The sequence below is a fragment of the Yersinia bercovieri ATCC 43970 genome (assembly GCF_013282745.1).
GTDB lineage: Bacteria > Pseudomonadota > Gammaproteobacteria > Enterobacterales > Enterobacteriaceae > Yersinia > Yersinia bercovieri.
On sequence record NZ_CP054044.1, the window covers coordinates 1,507,218 to 1,526,073 of the forward strand.

Below are 18,856 nucleotides of genomic sequence, written 5' to 3' on the forward strand. Positions count from 1 at the left end.
GCGCAATCGAATCCGCACATTGTGAAGCATGCGGTGTAAACTGTTCAATCATTTTTTATTCAGGCCAATTTTTTTATTCAGGATGACAACACATGTCCGTTGTTCAAGTGGCTTTACCCGTACCGCTGGCCCGTACCTTTGATTACCGATTAGACCGCGCCATGGCCTGCCCGGTGGTGGGTGCTCGCGTCAGCGTGCCGTTTGGTAAACGCAAAGCCATCGGGATTGTGGTGGGTATCAGTGATACCAGCGCACTCCCCCTTGATCAACTGAAAGCCATTGATGCCATTTTGGATGACTGCAGCTTATTCCCGCCCAGCTTGTGGCGCATTCTCTGCTGGGCAACCGACTACTACCACTATCCCATCGGCGAAGTGCTGTTTCATGCCCTGCCTATTCTGTTGCGGCAAGGAAAACCGGCACAATCGGCCCCTTTGTGGCAATGGTTTGCCACCGAGCAGGGCCGCGCAACACCGCCGGACAGCTTAAAACGTGCGCCAAAGCAGCAACAGGCGCTTGCCGCTTTATTGCAAAAACCGGTCTATCGCCACCAAATAAATGAAATGGCATTAACCGAAAGCGCCCTGCAAGCCTTGCGCAGCAAGGGGTTGATTGATCTGCGTTCGCAAGAGGTGGCGACCACCGATTGGCGCCAGGGTTTTGCCGTGCTGGGTGAGCGCCTGCGGCTGAATACCGAGCAGGCCACCGCCGTTGGCGCGATCCGCAGCGAAGATACCCAGTTTGCCGCTTGGTTACTGGCGGGGGTGACGGGTTCCGGTAAAACGGAAGTTTATCTGAGTGTGCTGGAAAATATTCTGGCGCAGGGCCGCCAGGCGCTGGTGTTGGTGCCTGAGATTGGCTTGACCCCGCAGACTATCGCCCGTTTTCGTGAGCGGTTTAGCGCACCGGTTGAGGTGTTACACTCTGGCTTAAACGACAGTGAACGTCTGTCGGTCTGGTTGCGGGCGCGTAATGGTGAAGCCGCGATTGTCATTGGTACGCGCTCTGCGCTGTTTACCCCATTCTCCCGTCTGGGGGTCATTATTATTGATGAGGAGCACGACAGCTCCTATAAGCAGCAGGAGGGCTGGCGCTATCACGCGCGAGATTTAGCGGTATTCCGCGCCCGTGAAGAGGGTATTCCTATCGTGATGGGCACTGCCACCCCTGCGCTGGAAACCTTACATAATGTGCAAATGGGCAAATATCGCCAGCTAACGTTGAGTAAACGAGCCGGTAATGCCAAACCCGCCGCGCAGCACTTGCTTGATCTCAAAGGGTTGCCGCTAAAAGTGGGGCTTTCTCAGCCTCTGCTGAAACGGATGAAGGCCCATTTGGCGGCAGATAATCAGGTGATTTTGTTTCTAAATCGCCGAGGGTATGCACCCGCGTTACTGTGCCATGAGTGTGGCTGGATTGCCGAGTGTCAGCGCTGCGACCACTATTACACCCTGCATCAGAATCACCGCCAGTTGCGTTGCCACCATTGTGACAGTCAGCGGCCAGTGCCTCAGCAATGCCCGAAATGCGGAACCACGCATCTGGTCTCGGTGGGGGTCGGCACTGAACAGCTGGAAAATGAGCTGGCCCCGCTATTCCCCGACACGCCAATCACTCGAATTGACCGTGATACCACCAGCCGCAAAGGCTCGCTGGAGCAGCATCTGGCGGATGTCCATCAGGGCGGTGCGCGTATTTTGATTGGCACGCAAATGTTGGCCAAAGGGCATCACTTCCCTGATGTCACGTTGGTGGCATTGTTAGATGTCGATGGTGCGCTATTCTCCGCCGATTTTCGCTCAGCGGAGCGCTTTGCCCAGCTCTATACGCAGGTGTCAGGCCGCGCCGGGCGTGCCGGTAAGCAGGGTGAAGTCCTTTTACAAACCCATCACCCTGAGCACCCACTGTTACAAATCCTGCTGCAACAGGGCTACGATGCTTTTGCCAAACAGGCACTGGCAGAGCGTAAAAGTGTATTTTTACCGCCCTATACCAGCCATATCATCGTGCGCAGCGAAGATCACGATAATCAGCAGTCAGCACTTTTCCTGCAACAATTGCGCAATTTATTGGAAGCCAGTCCGCTCAAAGATGATGCCCTCTGGATCATGGGGCCAGTACCCGCCTTGCAAGCCAAACGAGGTGGGCGCTTCCGATGGCAACTCTTGCTACAGCACCCCTCAAGGCAATTGCTGCAACGGCTGATTAAAACCTCTCAACCACTAATCAATACATTGCCGCAAGCGCGGAAGGTTAAGTGGACGTTAGACGTCGATCCCATCGATAGCTAATTACCTTTCGTCCTTGACGCCGCAGCCGTGTTAGCTGCTCTCGCTCACCCGAATCACTTACCGATGTAAGCTCATCGGGATTCACTCCTTTGCTGCCTAGCTGCAACGCCAATGACTTTAGGTAATGTCTTTCTTCCTTGACGCCGCAGCCGTGTTAGCTGCTCTCGCTCACCCGAATCACTTACCGATGTAAGCTCATCGGGATTCACTCCTTTGCTGCCTAGCTGCAACGCCAATGACTTTAGGTAATGTCTTTCTTCCTTGACGCCGCAGCCGTGTTAGCTGCTCTCGCTCACCCGAATCACTTACTGATGTAAGCTCATCGGGATTCACTCCTTTGCTGCCTAGCTGCAACGCCAATGACTTTAGGTAATGTCTTTCTTCCTTGACGCCGCAGCCGTGTTAGCTGCTCTCGCTCACCCGAATCACTTACTGATGTAAGCTCATCGGGATTCACTCCTTTGCTGCCTAGCTGCAACGCCAATGACTTTAGGTAATGTCTTTCTTCCTTGACGCCGCAGCGTTGTTAGCTGCTCTCGCTCACCCGAATCACTTACTGATGTAAGCTCATCGGGATTCACTCATTTGCTGCCTAGCTGCGACGCCAATGATTTTGGGGAATATAAACTCTTCATTTTATTTGGGGTGAAAATGGGTGATTTGCGGTTTGATCTCTATCTCTAAGCAATCGATTACCCTGCTTTCTGCGAGCCAGTTCGAAAAACCTCACTTATGTCACACTTTTAATGCAAATTAGGTAACAAATTGCCCCCACTATCTGTATAGAATGTCGCAAAGTCTGTATTTAACCGAAACCACACTGCCATGAAAGGATATGAGCGCGGCTAACCGATAACCAGGGTTGACGTGTGACAACTCGTTAATATCCTGAGCCATTGGCCTCGGGATATCTCAAAGCAATTAGTGCTGGCATGGAGCCAGAGCAAGGAGAAAGGCGTTGGAACAGAAGAAAGAGTTCACGGTAGCCACCATGAAAGACGTTGCTGGAATGGCGGGCGTTTCAACTGCGACGGTGTCACGCGCATTGATGAATCCAGAAAAGGTTTCAGCAGTGACTCGACAAAAGGTGGAGCAAGCTGTTCTGGCTGTGGGCTACTCTCCTCACGCTTTATCTCGCAACATTAAACGTAACGAATCGCGCACGATTCTGGTTATCGTACCGGATATCAGCGATCCGTTTTTTGCCGACATTATCCAAGGCATTGAGTTTGCGGCAGCCCAGCAAGACTATCTGATCTTAATTGGCGACTGCGCACAACAAACTCAGCAAGAGCGCACCTTCGTTAACTTAATTATCACCAAGCAGATCGATGGTATGTTGCTGTTAGGCTCTAATCTGCCGTTTGATGCCAGCAAAGAAGAGCAGCGCAATCTGCCGCCAATGGTGATGGCAAACGAGTTCTCACCTGAGCTGGAACTGCCAACGGTGCATATCGATAATCTAACCGCTGCCTATGAAGCAGTGAACTATCTGCATGAATTGGGGCACCAGCGCATTGCCTGTGTGGCGGGGCCAGAGACATTGCCGCTGAGCCATTATCGGCTACAGGGCTATATTCAAGCGCTACGCCGTAATGGTATTGCGGTCGATAGTGACTATATTTTGCGCGGTGACTTCAGTTATGAAGCGGGTGCTGAAACCTTTGCCACTCTGATGGCGCTGCCCAACCCGCCCACAGCAATATTTTGTCACAATGATGTGATGGCGATAGGGGCCATGTGGCAGGCGAAGAGAATGGGGCTAAAGGTGCCGCAGGATGTCTCATTGGTTGGGTTTGATAATCTGAAGCTGTCACAGTATTGCTACCCACCTTTAACCACGGTGGCGCAACCTCGTTATCAAATTGGTCAGCAAGCCATGTTACTATTACTCGAACAGTTACAAGGGCATTCAGTACAAAGTGGCTCCCGCTTGTTAGACACCGAATTAATCATCAGGGAAAGTACTGCTGCGCCTAAAAGCTAGGCAAATATTCAGGGGTTCAGTAACATGACGGACTTATCCCATCATTACGACGCAGCGAAACGATAGTGGCACAGAGAGATTATGTAAGCCGAGGGCGCTCAGGAGCGCGGCGCAAAAGCCCCAGCCGGAAAAAACGCAGTGCTCCAGCAATATCTAAAACCGTGGTGGCGCTGGCCGTCGCGTTATTAGTGGTATTTATTGGTGGTCTCTATTTCATCACCCACAATAAGCCGGGTGAGCTTCCGCTACTGCCCAATCATGACCCTCGTACGGGCAATGGGTTACCACCGAAACCGGAGGAGCGCTGGCGCTACATTAAAGAGCTGGAGAATCGCCAGATTGGCGTACCGACACCCACCGAGCCTTCTGCTGGTGGTGAAGTTAATTCCCAGACTCAACTGACAAATGAGCAGCGGCAATTGCTTGAGCAGATGCAGGCGGATATGCGCCAGCAGCCGACACAGTTGTCCGAGGTGCCTTATAACCAAGGGATATCGGTGCCACGTTCTGCGGTGACTATCACACCGCCGCCGGCCAATATGCAGCCGCCACTAACACAGCCGCGACAAGTGACCACGCCGGTGCAATCGCCAGCGGCGGCACCGTCGGCAAGTCGCGTACAACCGCAGACGCAAGTACCGTCGCAGGTCTCTACACCGCCGCGTACCCAGCCTGTAGCACCGGTAACACCGCCGAAGCCGGAAAAAGAGAAAGAAAAAGCGCAACGTTGGATGGTGCAATGTGGTTCATTCAAAGCCGTTGATCAGGCTGAATCTATCCGCGCCCAATTGGCATTTGGTGGTATCGAAAGCCGTATTACCGCTGGCGGTGGCTGGAATCGTGTGGTGCTCGGCCCGTACAGCACCAAAGCTGTAGCGGATAAAACCTTGCAGCGTTTGAAAGATGCTGGTCAATCAGGATGCATTCCCCTCGCTGTAGGGGGTTGAAAAGTAGTAATCCTCCCCCATTTATAATCTCAATATACCCCATACTGTTTTTCTGAAAGACAGTATGGGGGTCCATTCAGTCTGCAACGAGGGTTCGCTCGTGACAACAATTGTAAGTGTTCGCCGTAATGGTCATGTTGTTATCGGTGGTGATGGCCAGGTCACCCTGGGCAATACCGTAATGAAAGGTAATGCTAAAAAAGTCCGCCGTCTTTATAACAATAAAGTCATAGCGGGTTTTGCGGGGGGAACCGCTGATGCTTTTACGCTGTTTGAACTGTTTGAGCGTAAACTAGAGATGCACCAGGGCCATCTGACGAAAGCGGCGGTTGAGTTAGCCAAAGACTGGCGTACAGACCGTATGCTACGCAAGCTCGAGGCTCTGCTGGCTGTTGCTGATGAAACCGCCTCACTCATCATTACCGGTAATGGCGATGTTGTTCAGCCTGAAGATGATCTGATTGCTATCGGTTCCGGCGGGCCTTATGCCCAGTCTGCGGCACGTGCGCTGCTAGATAATACCGAATTAGGTGCGCGGGATATTGTTGAGAAATCACTGAGCATTGCGGGGGATATCTGTATCTATACCAACCGCTTCCAAACTATTGAAGAATTAACGTACTAGGTATTTGTAACCTACAGAGTAATTCGTACCAGGCGTTATTAACGAACAAAGCGTAAGGATAGAGTGACATGTCTGAAATGACCCCACGTGAGATTGTCAGCGAACTTGATAGCTACATTATCGGCCAAGATAAAGCCAAACGTGCAGTGGCCATTGCCCTGCGTAACCGCTGGCGTCGTATGCAGCTCAACGAAGAGTTGCGTCACGAAGTTACCCCTAAAAATATTCTGATGATCGGCCCAACCGGTGTAGGTAAAACTGAAATTGCCCGCCGTCTGGCAAAACTGGCCAATGCGCCGTTCATTAAAGTTGAAGCCACCAAGTTCACCGAAGTTGGCTATGTTGGTAAGGAAGTGGACTCGATTATCCGCGATCTGACTGATGCGGCGGTAAAAATGGTTCGTCATCAATCCATTGAGAAAATGCGCTATCGAGCGGAAGAGTTAGCCGAAGAGCGCATTCTGGACGTGCTCATCCCTCCGGCCAAAAATAACTGGGGCCAGCCGGATGAGACTCAAGAGCCATCCGCAACCCGCCAAGCTTTCCGCAAAAAACTGCGAGAAGGTCAGTTAGATGACAAAGAGATTGAAATTGATCTGGCGGCCTCGCCGATGGGGGTTGAAATTATGGCACCTCCGGGCATGGAGGAGATGACCAATCAGCTGCAATCGATGTTCCAGAATATCGCTGGTCAGAAACAAAAACCACGCAAAATCAAAATCAAAGACGCATTCAAACTGCTGATTGAGGAAGAGGGCGCGAAGCTGGTTAACCCGGAAGAGCTGAAGCAGCAGGCAATTGATGCGGTGGAGCAACACGGGATCGTGTTCATCGATGAAATCGATAAAATCTGTAAGCGCGGCCAGACGTCAGGCCCCGATGTGTCCCGCGAAGGGGTACAGCGTGACTTGCTGCCACTGGTGGAAGGTTGTACTGTTTCAACCAAGCACGGCATGGTAAAAACTGACCATATTCTGTTTATTGCCTCCGGTGCGTTTCAGGTCTCCAGCCCGTCAGATCTTATCCCGGAATTGCAAGGTCGCTTGCCAATCCGCGTAGAATTGCAGGCGCTGACCACGGATGATTTCGAGCGCATTTTGACTGAGCCGAGTGCCTCGTTAACCGAGCAGTACAAAGCATTAATGGCGACCGAGGGTGTGACCGTTGAGTTTACCCGCGAAGGTATCCGCAAAATTGCTGAAGCGGCATGGCAAGTTAACGAACGCACCGAGAATATCGGCGCACGTCGTTTGCATACCGTGTTGGAGCGTTTGATGGAGGATATCTCCTATGACGCTAGCGAAAGTCATGGTCAATCCATCACCATTGATGCTGCATATGTCGGTAAGCATCTGGATGAACTGGTCGCAGATGAAGATCTAAGTCGTTTTATCCTATAATTCGCTTTATAGCCCTATGCTGGATAAAATGGTCCGCCGATAGATATCGAGTGGGAGGCATCGCCTCCCACTCTTGTTTTTGATGACATTATTTCTGACGATATTACTCTTGGCAGACATGAATCTTTTTAACGCGCCAATATGGGCGGACCAGACTCCTATAAAATGAAGCGAAAAATGAGCCTATCAACCAATAGCAGCCAAACTCAGGCTTGGCTGGAAAGCCTACGGCCACGAACCCTACCTCTGGCTTTTGCCTCTATCGTCACTGGCTCAGCACTGGCTGTCTGGCTCGATAGTTTTAAACCCGCCGTCGCTTTACTCGCCTTGTTAACTGCTGGCCTGCTGCAAATTCTGTCCAATCTGGCCAATGATTACGGCGATGCGATTAAAGGCAGTGATACCGAGGAGCGTATCGGGCCGTTACGCGGTATGCAGAAAGGGATGATTACCCGCCATCAGATGAAGGCCGCACTGATTATCACCGTAACCCTGACGGTCATTTCCGGTATCTCACTCATCGCCATCGCTTGTGAAAAGCCCAGTGACGTTTTAGGTTTCTTATTGCTCGGGCTGATGGCTATTGTGGCTGCCATTACCTACACCGTGGGTACTAAACCCTATGGTTATATGGGGCTGGGCGATATTTCAGTATTAGTGTTTTTCGGCTGGCTGAGTGTCGCCGGGACTTACTACCTTCAGGCCGGGCACTTTGATAGCATTGTCATGCTGCCAGCCACCGCCTGTGGTCTACTGGCGACCGCCGTACTAAATATCAATAATTTGCGCGATATCGAAAATGACAGAGCGAATGGCAAAAATACGCTCGCAGTGCGATTAGGGCCGGTTGTCGCACGTTATTATCATGCTCTATTGATCGCCGCCGCGATCTTCTGCCTGGCGCTGTTTAGCACTCTGAATTTGCATAGCTGGGCGGGATGGATCTTTATTCTGGCCGTTCCATTGCTGGTTAAACATGCTCTGTTTGTCCTGCGCGAGCCAACGGCGGCGGGCATGAGGCCAATGCTCGAACATATGGTAAAAGCCGCACTACTGACCAATATCCTGTTTGCTGTCGGCTTGGTATTCAGTTAATCCCGCGTCTCTCTTTGTCCGAGCGGGCTGGCGCGAAGGTCGGCTCGGATAAATTTAACAATTGATGATTTTGCCAACAGTAGCCAGAAAGGGATATACTTAGCATCCCAGCCGCAACCAGACGTTAATCCTATGAAATATGATACTTCCGATCTCTGCGATATCTATCACGAAGAGGTAAATGTGGTAGAACCACTGTTCTCCAATTTTGGCGGACGTACTTCATTTGGTGGCAAGATTACTACTGTAAAATGTTTCGAAGATAACGGCTTGTTGTTTGACCTGCTTGAAGAGAATGGTCTGGGCCGTGTCCTGGTCGTCGATGGCGGTGGTTCGGTGCGCCGTGCATTAGTCAATGCTGAACTTGCTGATTTAGCGTTGAGAAACGAGTGGGAAGGGATTGTCGTTTACGGTGCCGTCCGTCAGGTTGATGAACTGGCTGAGTTGGATATCGGTATTCAGGCCATGGCCGCTATCCCTGTCGGTGCCGCCGATGAAGGTATTGGCGAGAGTGATATCCGCGTTAACTTTGGCGGTGTAACCTTCTTCTCCGGTGACCATTTGTATGCTGACAACACCGGTATTATTCTGTCAGAAGAACCCTTGGATATTGAATAACACTCCACGTATCTCTCAGCGAAAAACATAAAAAAGGGCGATATCGATATCGCCCTTTTGCTTTCCTGCCACTTCAAGCAGGAAGAGTTTGTGCAAGCCAGTCAGTACTCAGACTTCTTCCATCTTTCCCAGCAGCGCCCGCAGACGATCCTGCCAGACGTGCTGCTCTTGCTTTAGTTGCTCATTTTCACGCACTAAGGCTTCACGACCACCCGCTACATCCTGAACTTCTTGGGACAGGGTGTTATTTTTCTCTTTCAGCTCTTCAATTTCCATCTGCAATAAAGTGATGGTATCAATCGCCTGCTGAACTTTAACTTCCAATTTCTCAAATACTTCAAATGACATTCTTCGGTCCCCTTCTGGTAGCAAGGCGTACAACTTTTAGTCGCAGTCATCATTCTTCACCGAAGTTACCCTATGCACGACATAACCCGTATCGACTAAAGCAACCCTCGGTAGATGAAACTGCTGTGAATACTTATCGCGCTATATATTCATCGAACGAGTGTAACAAGCGCTATGTTCTAACGCGTTCCTTCATAAAGGCAACGCAGCTTGATAAAAACGATGCTCTTGATAAACCGATTGTATGTAGCCAGTCTCCCCCTGTCTAGCGCCATACGGGCACAAACCACACTCTGTAGCAATTTCGTATAAGTATAAATCAGTAAAAACTGAAAGACGGCGGTGAGCTATCCTGTAAAACTCTACATTCTCTTAACAAGCAGGGAGAAAACCACTGGTCTGATCACACTTTTAAAGTCCCTTAACAGCCATGAATAACGCGAAATCGCTCATTTTTATGACGCACCACACACATTTTGATTTCGCTATTTCTCGTTTGTGCTCGTTAACGATAAATTTACATCACTCCCTTCGCGGTCTGAAGGGCAAAAATAAGAAATACCCTATAAATCTCTGTCTGTAGGACATCTACTATGAGCCAAACCGCTAGTTCGACCTTGAAGGGCCAGTGTATCGCAGAGTTCCTCGGTACCGGTCTGCTAATCTTTTTTGGTGTAGGTTGTGTTGCTGCGTTGAAGTTGGCCGGCGCCAGTTTCGGGCAATGGGAAATTAGTATCATTTGGGGCCTGGGTGTTGCCATGGCCATCTATTTAACAGCAGCAATCTCAGGTGCACACCTTAATCCGGCAGTAACCATCGCACTGTGGTTATTCGCCTGCTTTGATCGCCGTAAAGTTATCCCTTACATTGTGGCGCAGGTTGCCGGCGCATTTTGCGCTGCCGCATTAGTGTACGGCCTGTACTACAACCTGTTCGTCGATTTTGAACAGACCCATCAAATGGTTCGCGGCAGCGCTGAGAGCCTAAATCTGGCGGGTATCTTCTCTACCTATCCAAACCCGCACATTTCTGTTTTCCAGGCTTTCCTGGTTGAAACCGTGATTACCGCCATTCTGATGTGCCTGATTTTGGCGCTGACTGACGATGGTAACGGTATTCCACGTGGCCCACTGGCTCCTCTGCTGATTGGTATACTGATAGCCGTTATCGGTGCATCAATGGGGCCATTGACCGGTTTCGCATTAAACCCTGCACGTGACTTTGGTCCAAAAGCTTTCGCTTATCTGGCAGGTTGGGGCGAAATTGCCTTCACTGGCGGGCGTGATATTCCTTACTTCCTGGTGCCAATCTTCGGGCCAATTGTCGGTGCATTGCTTGGTGCATTTGGTTATCGCGCGCTGATTGGCCGCCACTTGCCATGTGATGTGTGTGCAATCGATGAAGAAGAAACTACGGTCACCGCCACAGAACGCAAAGCATAAATAATAGATAATGCTATAAACGGCAACTTAAAATGTGAGCTTATTATGACAACTGAAAATACGACTCAAAAAAAATATATTGTTGCGCTTGATCAAGGGACCACCAGCTCCAGAGCAGTGGTGCTGGATCATGATGCTAATATCGTGAGTGTGTCTCAGCGCGAATTCACCCAAATTTACCCGAAAGCGGGTTGGGTTGAGCATGACCCCATGGAGATCTGGGCAACCCAGAGTTCCACGCTGGTTGAAGTGCTGGCGAAAGCCGGTATCAGTTCTGATGAGATAGCCGGTATCGGCATCACCAACCAACGTGAAACCACCATTGTTTGGGATAAAGCGACCGGTAAACCGGTGTATAACGCCATTGTTTGGCAATGTCGCCGTACTGCCGATATCTGCGAAAAATTGAAAAAAGAGGGGCTGGAAGAGTACATCCGCCACAACACCGGCTTGGTGGTTGACCCTTACTTCTCCGGCACGAAAGTGAAATGGATCCTCGATAACGTGGAGGGCGCGCGTGACCGTGCTGAGCGTGGCGAGCTGCTGTTTGGTACCGTGGATACCTGGCTGGTGTGGAACATGACACAGGGCCGCGTACACGTTACGGATTACACCAACGCATCACGTACCATGATGTTTAATATCCGCACCAAAGAGTGGGATGAACGTATGCTGGCGGCGCTGAACATTCCACGCGCTATGCTGCCTGAAGTTCGCCCCTCCTCCGAAGTTTACGGCCAAACCAACATTGGTGGTAAGGGCGGGACGCGTATCCCAATCGCTGGGATCGCCGGTGATCAACAAGCGGCTCTGTTCGGCCAGCTTTGTGTGCAACCAGGCATGGCGAAAAACACCTACGGCACTGGTTGCTTCCTGCTGATGAACACCGGTGAAGAAGCGGTTCAGTCTAATCATGGCCTGTTGACCACTATCGCCTGTGGCCCACGTGGTGAAGTTAACTATGCACTGGAAGGCGCAGTGTTTATTGGTGGCGCATCTATCCAATGGCTGCGTGATGAGCTGAAACTGATCAGTGATGCCACCGACTCCGAATACTTCGCGACTAAAGTGAAAGACAGCAACGGCGTGTATGTGGTGCCTGCTTTCACTGGCTTGGGCGCCCCTTATTGGGACCCGTATGCCCGTGGTGCGATTTTCGGTCTGACCCGTGGCGTTAACAGTAACCACATTATCCGCGCAACACTTGAGTCAATCGCTTACCAAACTCGCGATGTACTGGATGCGATGCAAGCGGATTCCGGCGCACGCCTGAAATCACTGCGTGTCGATGGTGGCGCAGTGGCGAACAACTTCCTGATGCAGTTCCAGGCCGATATTCTGGGCACACGTGTTGAGCGCCCGGCAGTGCGCGAAAGTACTGCGCTGGGTGCGGCATTCCTGGCGGGTCTGGCAACGGGCTTCTGGAATGATCTGGATGAAGTGAAGAGCAAGGCAACGATTGAGCGCGAATTCCGCCCAGGGATTGAAACCACTGAGCGTGATTTCCGCTACAAAGGCTGGAAGAAAGCGGTGGCCCGTGCTCAGGCATGGGAAGAGCACGAAGAGTAACGGTCTGCCTGTTTTACGCTGAACGTGTTTTTGTTATCAACGCGCTGTCGCCCCCCGATAGCGCGTTTTTTTATGCGCTCACGGCACCACCACTAACCCCTCTACGACTTCAAGGGCGAAGGGTGATAGAATTCCCGCCCATATACAACTCCTCCATTTCGCAATCAACAGGTCTAACCATGAAACGTGAATTAGCCATCGAGTTCTCCCGTGTTACCGAAGCTGCCGCGCTGGCAGGTTATAAGTGGCTGGGTCGGGGCGATAAAAATGCTGCCGACGGCGCTGCTGTACGGGCTATGCGCATTATGCTCAATCAGGTCAATATTGATGGGCAGATTGTTATCGGTGAAGGCGAAATCGATGAAGCACCGATGCTGTTTATCGGTGAACACGTCGGTACGGGTCAAGGGGATGCTGTTGATATCGCGGTTGACCCCATTGAGGGCACGCGCATGACCGCCATGGGGCAGGCCAATGCATTGGCGGTGCTGGCCGTCGGCGATAAAGGCACATTTTTACATGCGCCGGATATGTATATGGAAAAGCTGGTGGTTGGCCCTGCCGCGAAAGGCGCTATCGACCTTAACCTGTCACTGGAACAAAACCTGCGCAATGTGGCCAATAAGCTGAATAAGCCATTGGTCGATTTAACCGTGATCACGCTAGCCAAACCGCGTCATGACGGCATCATCGCTGAAATGCAGCAACTTGGCGTCAAAGTATTCGCTATTCCTGATGGCGACGTGGCAGCCTCCATTTTGACCTGTATGCCAGAAAGCGAAGTGGATGTGATGTACTGCATCGGCGGTGCACCTGAAGGGGTGATTTCTGCTGCGGTGATCCGTGCATTGGATGGTGATATGCAAGGCCGTTTGTTGCCGCGTCATCAAGTGAAGGGGGATAACGAAGACAATCGCCGAATCGGTGAGCAAGAGCTGGTGCGCTGTAAATCCATGGGTATCGAAGCGGGTAAGGTTCTGCTACTGGGGGACATGGCGCGCAATGACAACGTCATTTTCTCCGCCACCGGGATTACCAAAGGTGATCTGCTGGAGGGGATTTATCGCAAAGGGAATATGGCGACCACTGAAACACTGCTGATCCGTGGTAAATCTCGCACTATTCGCCGCATCCGCTCAACCCATTTCCTGGATCGCAAAGACCCGTCATTGCACGAATTCTTACTGTAATCCGGCTCATAAATTTTCAGTGAAAAAACGGGTGCTGCATTCGGCACCCGTTTTTGTCTCAGTATTTCAATCGCTTAAACGCGATGCTCTTGTGGTTGCATCCGATGGGATAGCGGCCACCAGCAGAGCAAAATCAGAATCGCCATGGCGAACATCAGCAACCCCAAACTGAACTGCCCCGTTTGCGGTAGCATGGCGGACAGCCACGTCGCCAGCCCTGATCCCACATTCTGTAGCCCGCCGACCAAGGCCCCCGCAGCTCCCGCCAGATAAGGGAACGGCTCCATCGCGCCGGTGGTGGCCAGTGGGAATAACATCCCCGCCCCAAAGAAGAATAGTGCCGCCGGTATCACTAAGGTCCAGATATTCATTACACCAAACCAGCCGGGGATCCACATCATCAGCCCTGCCAACAGGCAACTGATAACGGAATGCCACATCAGACTGTGGAAGGTTTTGCCGTCGCGACCGGCATACCATGCGCCAAAAAATGCCGCTGGAATTGGTAGGATGAATAGAATACTGACGGTCACGCCACTCAGCCCAAGCACGCCGCCCATCAACACGCCCGCGCTGGCCTCAAAGACGGCAATCCCAGCCAATGCACCAATCAGCATCACCAGATAACAGCTAAAGGCGCTATCAGAGAGCAACAGGCGGAAGCTGGCTAACATTCGCCGTTTTTCGGTTTGCTGCGGGCGGGTTTCTGGCAGCCAGCGGAACATACAAAATGCGACACCGCCGCATAAAAGCAGCAGAAATGCGTAGCAGGCGCGCCAGCCAAACAGACTCGCCAGCACCCCACCAATCACTGGCGCCATCAGCGGGCTGACCAAAATCCCCATGTTTAACATGCTGTTGGCGTAACGTAAGGCGGTGCCGGAATAGAGGTCGCGCGGCATGGTTCGCGCCATCACACCTGCGACACCGGTCCCCATGCCTTGCAAAGCGCTGGCCGCCACCAGCATGGTCAGACTACCGGCCAACCACGCCCCCAATGCGCCTAACATAAAAATCATCATGCCCACCAGAATCACGGGGCGACGGCCAATCCGGTCGGAGAGGGGGCCATAAATCAGCTGTGAGAAGCCATAGGTCAGCAAATAGGCCGCCATGACACGCTGTACCACACCGGTACGCACGGATAAATCACGGGCGATATCCGCGATAACCGGCACATAGATCGTTTGCGCCATCTGACCCACGGCAACCAGCAGGATCAACATGACTAACAGGTGAAAATTCTCTATTTTTTTCATTATCTTAATGCGTTAATTAGCCGTAATACGTGCCGTTTGTGGCGGCACACCTCACTATCGGCGCATAAGCTAACAAATTTGAATTTTTTAGCGAGTCAGCACGACATATTGCCAAATGGACGACTGGCAGATAAATCCACCACTCACGTAAACTAAAGTGTCCAAATTCACCGTGGTGGCGTGAATCTGCTAAGTAAAACAGCGCGATAACATTTAATCGATAATACTTTTTAGCCAGATCCCCTAAAATATCCCCTGCGCTTTTGGCATTACTTCTAATGGGAATCATAACGATGGCTGAATGGGTTAGTGGCAAAATTACTCACGTCGAGCACTGGACAGACGCGCTGTTCAGTATTCGGGTCAATGCGCCCGTCGATCCCTTTACCGCCGGTCAATTTGCCAAGCTGGCATTAGATATTAATGGCGAGCGGGTACAGCGGGCCTACTCTTACGTCAATGCACCGAGTGACGACAATCTGGAGTTCTATCTGGTCACTGTGCCGGAAGGAAAGCTCAGCCCACGACTGGACCAACTGGCGGTGGGCGGCGAAGTGATGGTGACCAAGCAGGCGGCGGGCTTCTTCGTGCTAGAAGAGATACCGGATTGCGATACCTTATGGATGTTGGCAACCGGCACCGCCATTGGCCCCTATCTCTCTATCTTGCAGGAGGGGCGCGATCTAGAGCGTTTCAAGCATGTGGTGCTAGTCCATGCGGCACGTTTTGCCCGTGATCTCAGCTACTTGCCACTGATGCAACAGCTGGAGCAGCGCTATAACGGCAAGCTGCGTATCCAGACAGTGGTGAGTCGCGAGCGATCTCCCGGTTCGTTGACGGGCAGGGTGCCAGCATTGATTGAAAATGGCTCACTGGAAGCGGCGGTTGGCTTAAACATTGATGCGAAGGATAGTCATGTGATGCTGTGTGGTAACCCGCAAATGGTGCGAGACACCCAGCAATTGCTGAAAGAACAACGTGATATGCGTAAGCACTTGCGCCGTAAACCGGGGCATATGACCAGCGAGCAGTATTGGTAAGCATTGATGAGGCAGATATTGGCGGTCGGTGGGCACCAATTACCTGCCCACTGACCTAACCATCGAACTCACAGATGAAAGTCTGGCCGCTAACACTAGCCGGTATTGCGCATCCCCGCCGCGACACCGGCGATGGTCACCATCAATGCCTGCTCAACACGGGCATCAGGGTGTTCTTGCTGGCGCGACCGATGCAACAGCTCCGCTTGCAGAACGTTCAGCGGGTCGGTGTAGACGTTACGTAACGCGATAGACTCCGCAATCCACGGCAAATCAGCCATCAAGTGATCATCGTTGGCAATTGCCAACACCACTTTAATGTCCGCTTCCAACTGATCGCGTAGTTGCTGACCCAGCGGCCACAAGGATTTATCCACCAGGCGCTGATCGTAATACTCTGCCAACCACAAATCGGCTTTGGCGAACACCATCTCCAGCATACCTATGCGGGTTGAGAAGAACGGCCAGTCACGGCACATGGTCGCGAGCGCATCGCGCTTACCGGCATCAATCGCTTTCTGTAAACCGGCACCGGCACCCAGCCAGGCGGGCAGCATCAGACGGTTTTGTGTCCAGGCGAAGATCCATGGTATTGCACGTAAGCTCTCAACACCGCCATTCGGGCGACGTTTGGCCGGGCGTGAACCCAATGGCAGCTTGCCTAATTCCAGCTCTGGCGTGGCTGAGCGGAAGTAAGGGACGAACTCTGGATTTTCGCGCACATAGCCGCGATACATATCGCAGGATGCGTTCGACAAAATATCCATCACCTCAATCCACTCACTCTTCGGTTCCGGCGGTGGCAGCAGATTGGCTTCCAAAATTGCACCGGCGTACAGTGCCAGACTGCTGATGGTGACTTCCGGCAGACCAAACTTAAAGCGGATCATCTCGCCTTGCTCAGTCACCCGTAAGCCGCCTTTCAGGCTGCCCGGAGGCTGAGAGAGTAGCGCGGCGTGAGCGGGCGCACCACCGCGGCCGATAGAGCCGCCACGGCCATGGAATAGCGTCAGTGAGATCCCCGCTTTCTCGCAGGTTTTGATCAATGAATCCTGAGCACGATATTGCGCCCAAGATGCCGCCATCACACCGGCATCTTTCGCCGAGTCAGAATAGCCAATCATCACCATCTGCTTGCCTTGGATCAGGCCGCGATACCAGTCGATGTTCAACAGCTGAGTCATCACGTCGTCAGCGTTGTTCAGGTCATCAAGGGTTTCGAACAGCGGAGCCACCGGCAGGGTGAACGGGCAACCCGCTTCTTTCAACAGCAAATGTACCGCCAACACATCCGATGGCACTTTCGCCATGGAGATAACATAGGCAGCGATTGAGCCTTCCGGTGCTTCGGCAATCACCCGACAGGTCTCCAGCACTTCCTGGGTGTCGGCGCTCGGTTCCCATTTCAGCGGGACTAGTGGGCGCTTAGAGTTCAATTCGCGGATCAGGAAAGCTTGCTTGTCAGCTTCAGACCAGCTCTCATAATCGCCGAGGCCCAGATAGCGGGTTAACTCCGCAATGGCATCGGTGTGGCGGGTGCTTTCCTGGCGCACATCGATGCGCACCAATGGCACGCCAAAGCAGCGGACACGGCGCAGGGTATCCAGCAACTGACCGTTAGCGATAATCTCCATGCCGCAGGCTTTCAGCGATTGATAGCAGGCGTAGAGTGGATCCCACAGTTGATCATTACTGACCAGCAAATCAGTCGGCGGCAAGACACGCTCGCCTTTCAGGCGTTTTTCCAGATAGGCTTGGGTATTGGTCAACTGAGTACGGACGCGCTTCATCAGCTCGCGATAAGGTTCCGGCACCTCGTCGCCACCAGCCAGCTCACGCAGTTCTGGGGTGCACTCCGACATTGACAGCTCTGACACCAGCACCTGGATATCACGCAGGAACAGATCGGTGGCCTTCCAGCGGCTCAGCAGCAGCACATGGCGGGTGATTTCAGCGGTCACATTCGGGTTACCATCGCGGTCGCCGCCCATCCATGAAGTGAAGCGAATCGGCACGGCTTCGACCGGTAAACGGTAATCGAGAGAGTTCTGCAACTGCTCGTTAAATTCACGCAAGAAAGCGGGTACACCTTCCCATAGGCTGTTTTCAACCACCGCAAAGCCCCATTTGGCTTCATCCACTGGGGAGGGGCGAATTTTGCGAATTTCGTCGGTATGCCATGATTGTGCAACCAACTGCCGCAAACGACGCATGATCTTGTTGCGTTCGTAATCGGCTAAATCATTGTGATCCAACTGGCTCAGGCAGGTATTCACTTCCACCAGTTTATGGATCAAAGTACGGCGAGTTATTTCGGTTGGGTGAGCGGTCAACACCAGCTCAATAGACAACTCATCAACCGCGCTGCGCATATCTTTTTCGCTCAGCTTCTTGTCTTTCAAGCGGGTGAATAGCTGGGCCAGGGCTTCCGGGTTACTTGCCGCTTCACCGTGTGGCGAAATACTGTGATATTGCTCCGCCGTATTGGTCAAATTGAGGAATTGGCTAAAAGCACGGGCTACCGGCAGTAACTCGTCGTTGGACAGATTTTGCAGCGTCGTCAGCAGTTCCTGACGGCTCGCCTCATTACCAGCACGCGAAGATTTAGATAATTTACGGATGGTTTCTACCCGATCAAGAATGTGCTCGCCGAGCGCTTCCTTGATGGTCTCCCCGAGTAGTTTGCCGAGCATACTGACGTTACTTCGCATTGCGGAATATTGTTCGTTCATATGACCCCTGACCTGTATACCCGTCATCTTTCAAACTGCAGGTGTGTTGGCGGCTCTTGCTCACCCGAATCACTGACCAGTGTCAGCTCATCGGGATTCGTTCACTTGCTGCCTACCTGCAACGCCAATGACTTTGGGTATAAACTTTTATGGTTTCTTTTTGTAAATTAGTTTCATCCAAAAGGCAGAGATGGACAAATCCACTCGCCACGTTCAATTCCATACCCCAATTGACACTATTTTCAGCAAAAAAACATCAATTTTAGGGATATTTCTGAAATTTAATTACCAAGGCTAGGTTATCAGTTTGGCT

At 52.0% G+C, this 18,856-nt stretch carries 14 protein-coding genes; 11 read left to right on the plus strand and 3 right to left on the minus strand.

What is annotated here, in order from left to right; all coding sequences use genetic code 11:
• The first annotated feature begins 92 nt into the window (after window positions 1–92).
• The 7 genes from priA (at window position 93) to rraA (ending at window position 8,963) form a co-directional block, all read left to right on the plus strand.
• Complete coding sequence (gene priA, locus HRK25_RS06790) at window positions 93–2,291, plus strand: primosomal protein N' (RefSeq protein ID WP_032899070.1); 2,199 nt, start codon at window positions 93–95, stop codon at window positions 2,289–2,291.
• 958 nt (window positions 2,292–3,249) lie between these two features.
• The gene (gene cytR, locus HRK25_RS06795) at window positions 3,250–4,278 is read left to right on the plus strand and encodes a DNA-binding transcriptional regulator CytR (RefSeq protein WP_005279162.1); all 1,029 of its coding nucleotides are present in this window, start codon (window positions 3,250–3,252) and stop codon (window positions 4,276–4,278) included.
• A gap of 65 nt (window positions 4,279–4,343) precedes the next feature.
• Window positions 4,344–5,225, plus strand: a complete 882-nt coding sequence (gene ftsN, locus HRK25_RS06800; protein ID WP_005279164.1) for a cell division protein FtsN — start codon at window positions 4,344–4,346, stop codon at window positions 5,223–5,225.
• 100 nt (window positions 5,226–5,325) lie between these two features.
• On the plus strand, window positions 5,326–5,850 hold the full coding sequence (hslV, locus tag HRK25_RS06805) for an ATP-dependent protease subunit HslV (protein WP_005279166.1): 525 nt from the start codon (window positions 5,326–5,328) through the stop codon (window positions 5,848–5,850).
• 68 nt (window positions 5,851–5,918) lie between these two features.
• Window positions 5,919–7,250: an HslU--HslV peptidase ATPase subunit gene (hslU, locus tag HRK25_RS06810; protein ID WP_004876122.1), complete on the plus strand. Its 1,332-nt coding sequence runs from the start codon at window positions 5,919–5,921 to the stop codon at window positions 7,248–7,250.
• Window positions 7,251–7,427: 177 nt separating this feature from the next.
• Window positions 7,428–8,345 carry a 1,4-dihydroxy-2-naphthoate polyprenyltransferase gene (locus HRK25_RS06815; RefSeq protein ID WP_005279168.1) on the plus strand — a complete coding sequence of 306 codons (918 nt, stop codon included), beginning with the start codon at window positions 7,428–7,430 and terminating at the stop codon, window positions 8,343–8,345.
• A 132-nt stretch (window positions 8,346–8,477) separates the two neighbouring features.
• A complete protein-coding gene (gene rraA / locus HRK25_RS06820; protein WP_005279170.1) occupies window positions 8,478–8,963 on the plus strand; it encodes a ribonuclease E activity regulator RraA in 486 nt (161 codons plus the stop codon).
• 108 nt (window positions 8,964–9,071) lie between these two features.
• Here the strand turns inward: rraA and zapB are convergent, their stop codons facing one another.
• A complete protein-coding gene (gene zapB / locus HRK25_RS06825) occupies window positions 9,072–9,311 on the minus strand; it encodes a cell division protein ZapB (protein WP_004876124.1) in 240 nt (79 codons plus the stop codon).
• A 593-nt stretch (window positions 9,312–9,904) separates the two neighbouring features.
• Here zapB and HRK25_RS06830 point away from each other — a divergent pair.
• The 3 genes from HRK25_RS06830 to glpX all read left to right on the plus strand — a co-directional run bounded on the left by HRK25_RS06830 (window position 9,905) and on the right by glpX (window position 13,512).
• Window positions 9,905–10,753: an MIP/aquaporin family protein gene (locus HRK25_RS06830; protein ID WP_005279172.1), complete on the plus strand. Its 849-nt coding sequence runs from the start codon at window positions 9,905–9,907 to the stop codon at window positions 10,751–10,753.
• Window positions 10,754–10,798: 45 nt separating this feature from the next.
• Window positions 10,799–12,322 (plus strand): glycerol kinase GlpK, encoded by a 1,524-nt coding sequence (glpK, locus tag HRK25_RS06835; protein WP_005279174.1) that lies wholly within the window; start codon window positions 10,799–10,801, stop codon window positions 12,320–12,322.
• A 179-nt stretch (window positions 12,323–12,501) separates the two neighbouring features.
• Window positions 12,502–13,512 (plus strand): class II fructose-bisphosphatase, encoded by a 1,011-nt coding sequence (gene glpX / locus HRK25_RS06840; RefSeq protein WP_005279175.1) that lies wholly within the window; start codon window positions 12,502–12,504, stop codon window positions 13,510–13,512.
• 74 nt (window positions 13,513–13,586) lie between these two features.
• Here the strand turns inward: glpX and emrD are convergent, their stop codons facing one another.
• Window positions 13,587–14,771, minus strand: a complete 1,185-nt coding sequence (emrD, locus tag HRK25_RS06845) for a multidrug efflux MFS transporter EmrD (RefSeq protein ID WP_005279177.1) — start codon at window positions 14,769–14,771, stop codon at window positions 13,587–13,589.
• Between the two features lie 293 nt (window positions 14,772–15,064).
• Between emrD and fpr the strand changes: the two genes are divergently transcribed.
• A complete protein-coding gene (gene fpr, locus HRK25_RS06850) occupies window positions 15,065–15,811 on the plus strand; it encodes a ferredoxin--NADP(+) reductase (protein WP_005279183.1) in 747 nt (248 codons plus the stop codon).
• 95 nt (window positions 15,812–15,906) lie between these two features.
• Here fpr and ppc read toward each other — a convergent pair whose 3' ends face one another.
• Window positions 15,907–18,543: a phosphoenolpyruvate carboxylase gene (gene ppc / locus HRK25_RS06855; protein ID WP_032898969.1), complete on the minus strand. Its 2,637-nt coding sequence runs from the start codon at window positions 18,541–18,543 to the stop codon at window positions 15,907–15,909.
• Between the last annotated feature and the right edge of the window lie 313 nt (window positions 18,544–18,856).

Coding starts and splice junctions, on each gene's coding strand:
- glpK (WP_005279174.1), top strand. CDS start 10,799: ATGACAACTGAAAATACGACTCAAAAAAAATATATTGTTGCGCTTGAT.
- rraA (WP_005279170.1), top strand. CDS start 8,478: ATGAAATATGATACTTCCGATCTCTGCGATATCTATCACGAAGAGGTA.
- fpr (WP_005279183.1), top strand. CDS start 15,065: ATGGCTGAATGGGTTAGTGGCAAAATTACTCACGTCGAGCACTGGACA.
- glpX (WP_005279175.1), top strand. CDS start 12,502: ATGAAACGTGAATTAGCCATCGAGTTCTCCCGTGTTACCGAAGCTGCC.
- emrD (WP_005279177.1), bottom strand. CDS start 14,771: ATGAAAAAAATAGAGAATTTTCACCTGTTAGTCATGTTGATCCTGCTG.
- HRK25_RS06815 (WP_005279168.1), top strand. CDS start 7,428: ATGAGCCTATCAACCAATAGCAGCCAAACTCAGGCTTGGCTGGAAAGC.
- HRK25_RS06830 (WP_005279172.1), top strand. CDS start 9,905: ATGAGCCAAACCGCTAGTTCGACCTTGAAGGGCCAGTGTATCGCAGAG.
- hslU (WP_004876122.1), top strand. CDS start 5,919: ATGTCTGAAATGACCCCACGTGAGATTGTCAGCGAACTTGATAGCTAC.
- ppc (WP_032898969.1), bottom strand. CDS start 18,543: ATGAACGAACAATATTCCGCAATGCGAAGTAACGTCAGTATGCTCGGC.
- zapB (WP_004876124.1), bottom strand. CDS start 9,311: ATGTCATTTGAAGTATTTGAGAAATTGGAAGTTAAAGTTCAGCAGGCG.
- priA (WP_032899070.1), top strand. CDS start 93: ATGTCCGTTGTTCAAGTGGCTTTACCCGTACCGCTGGCCCGTACCTTT.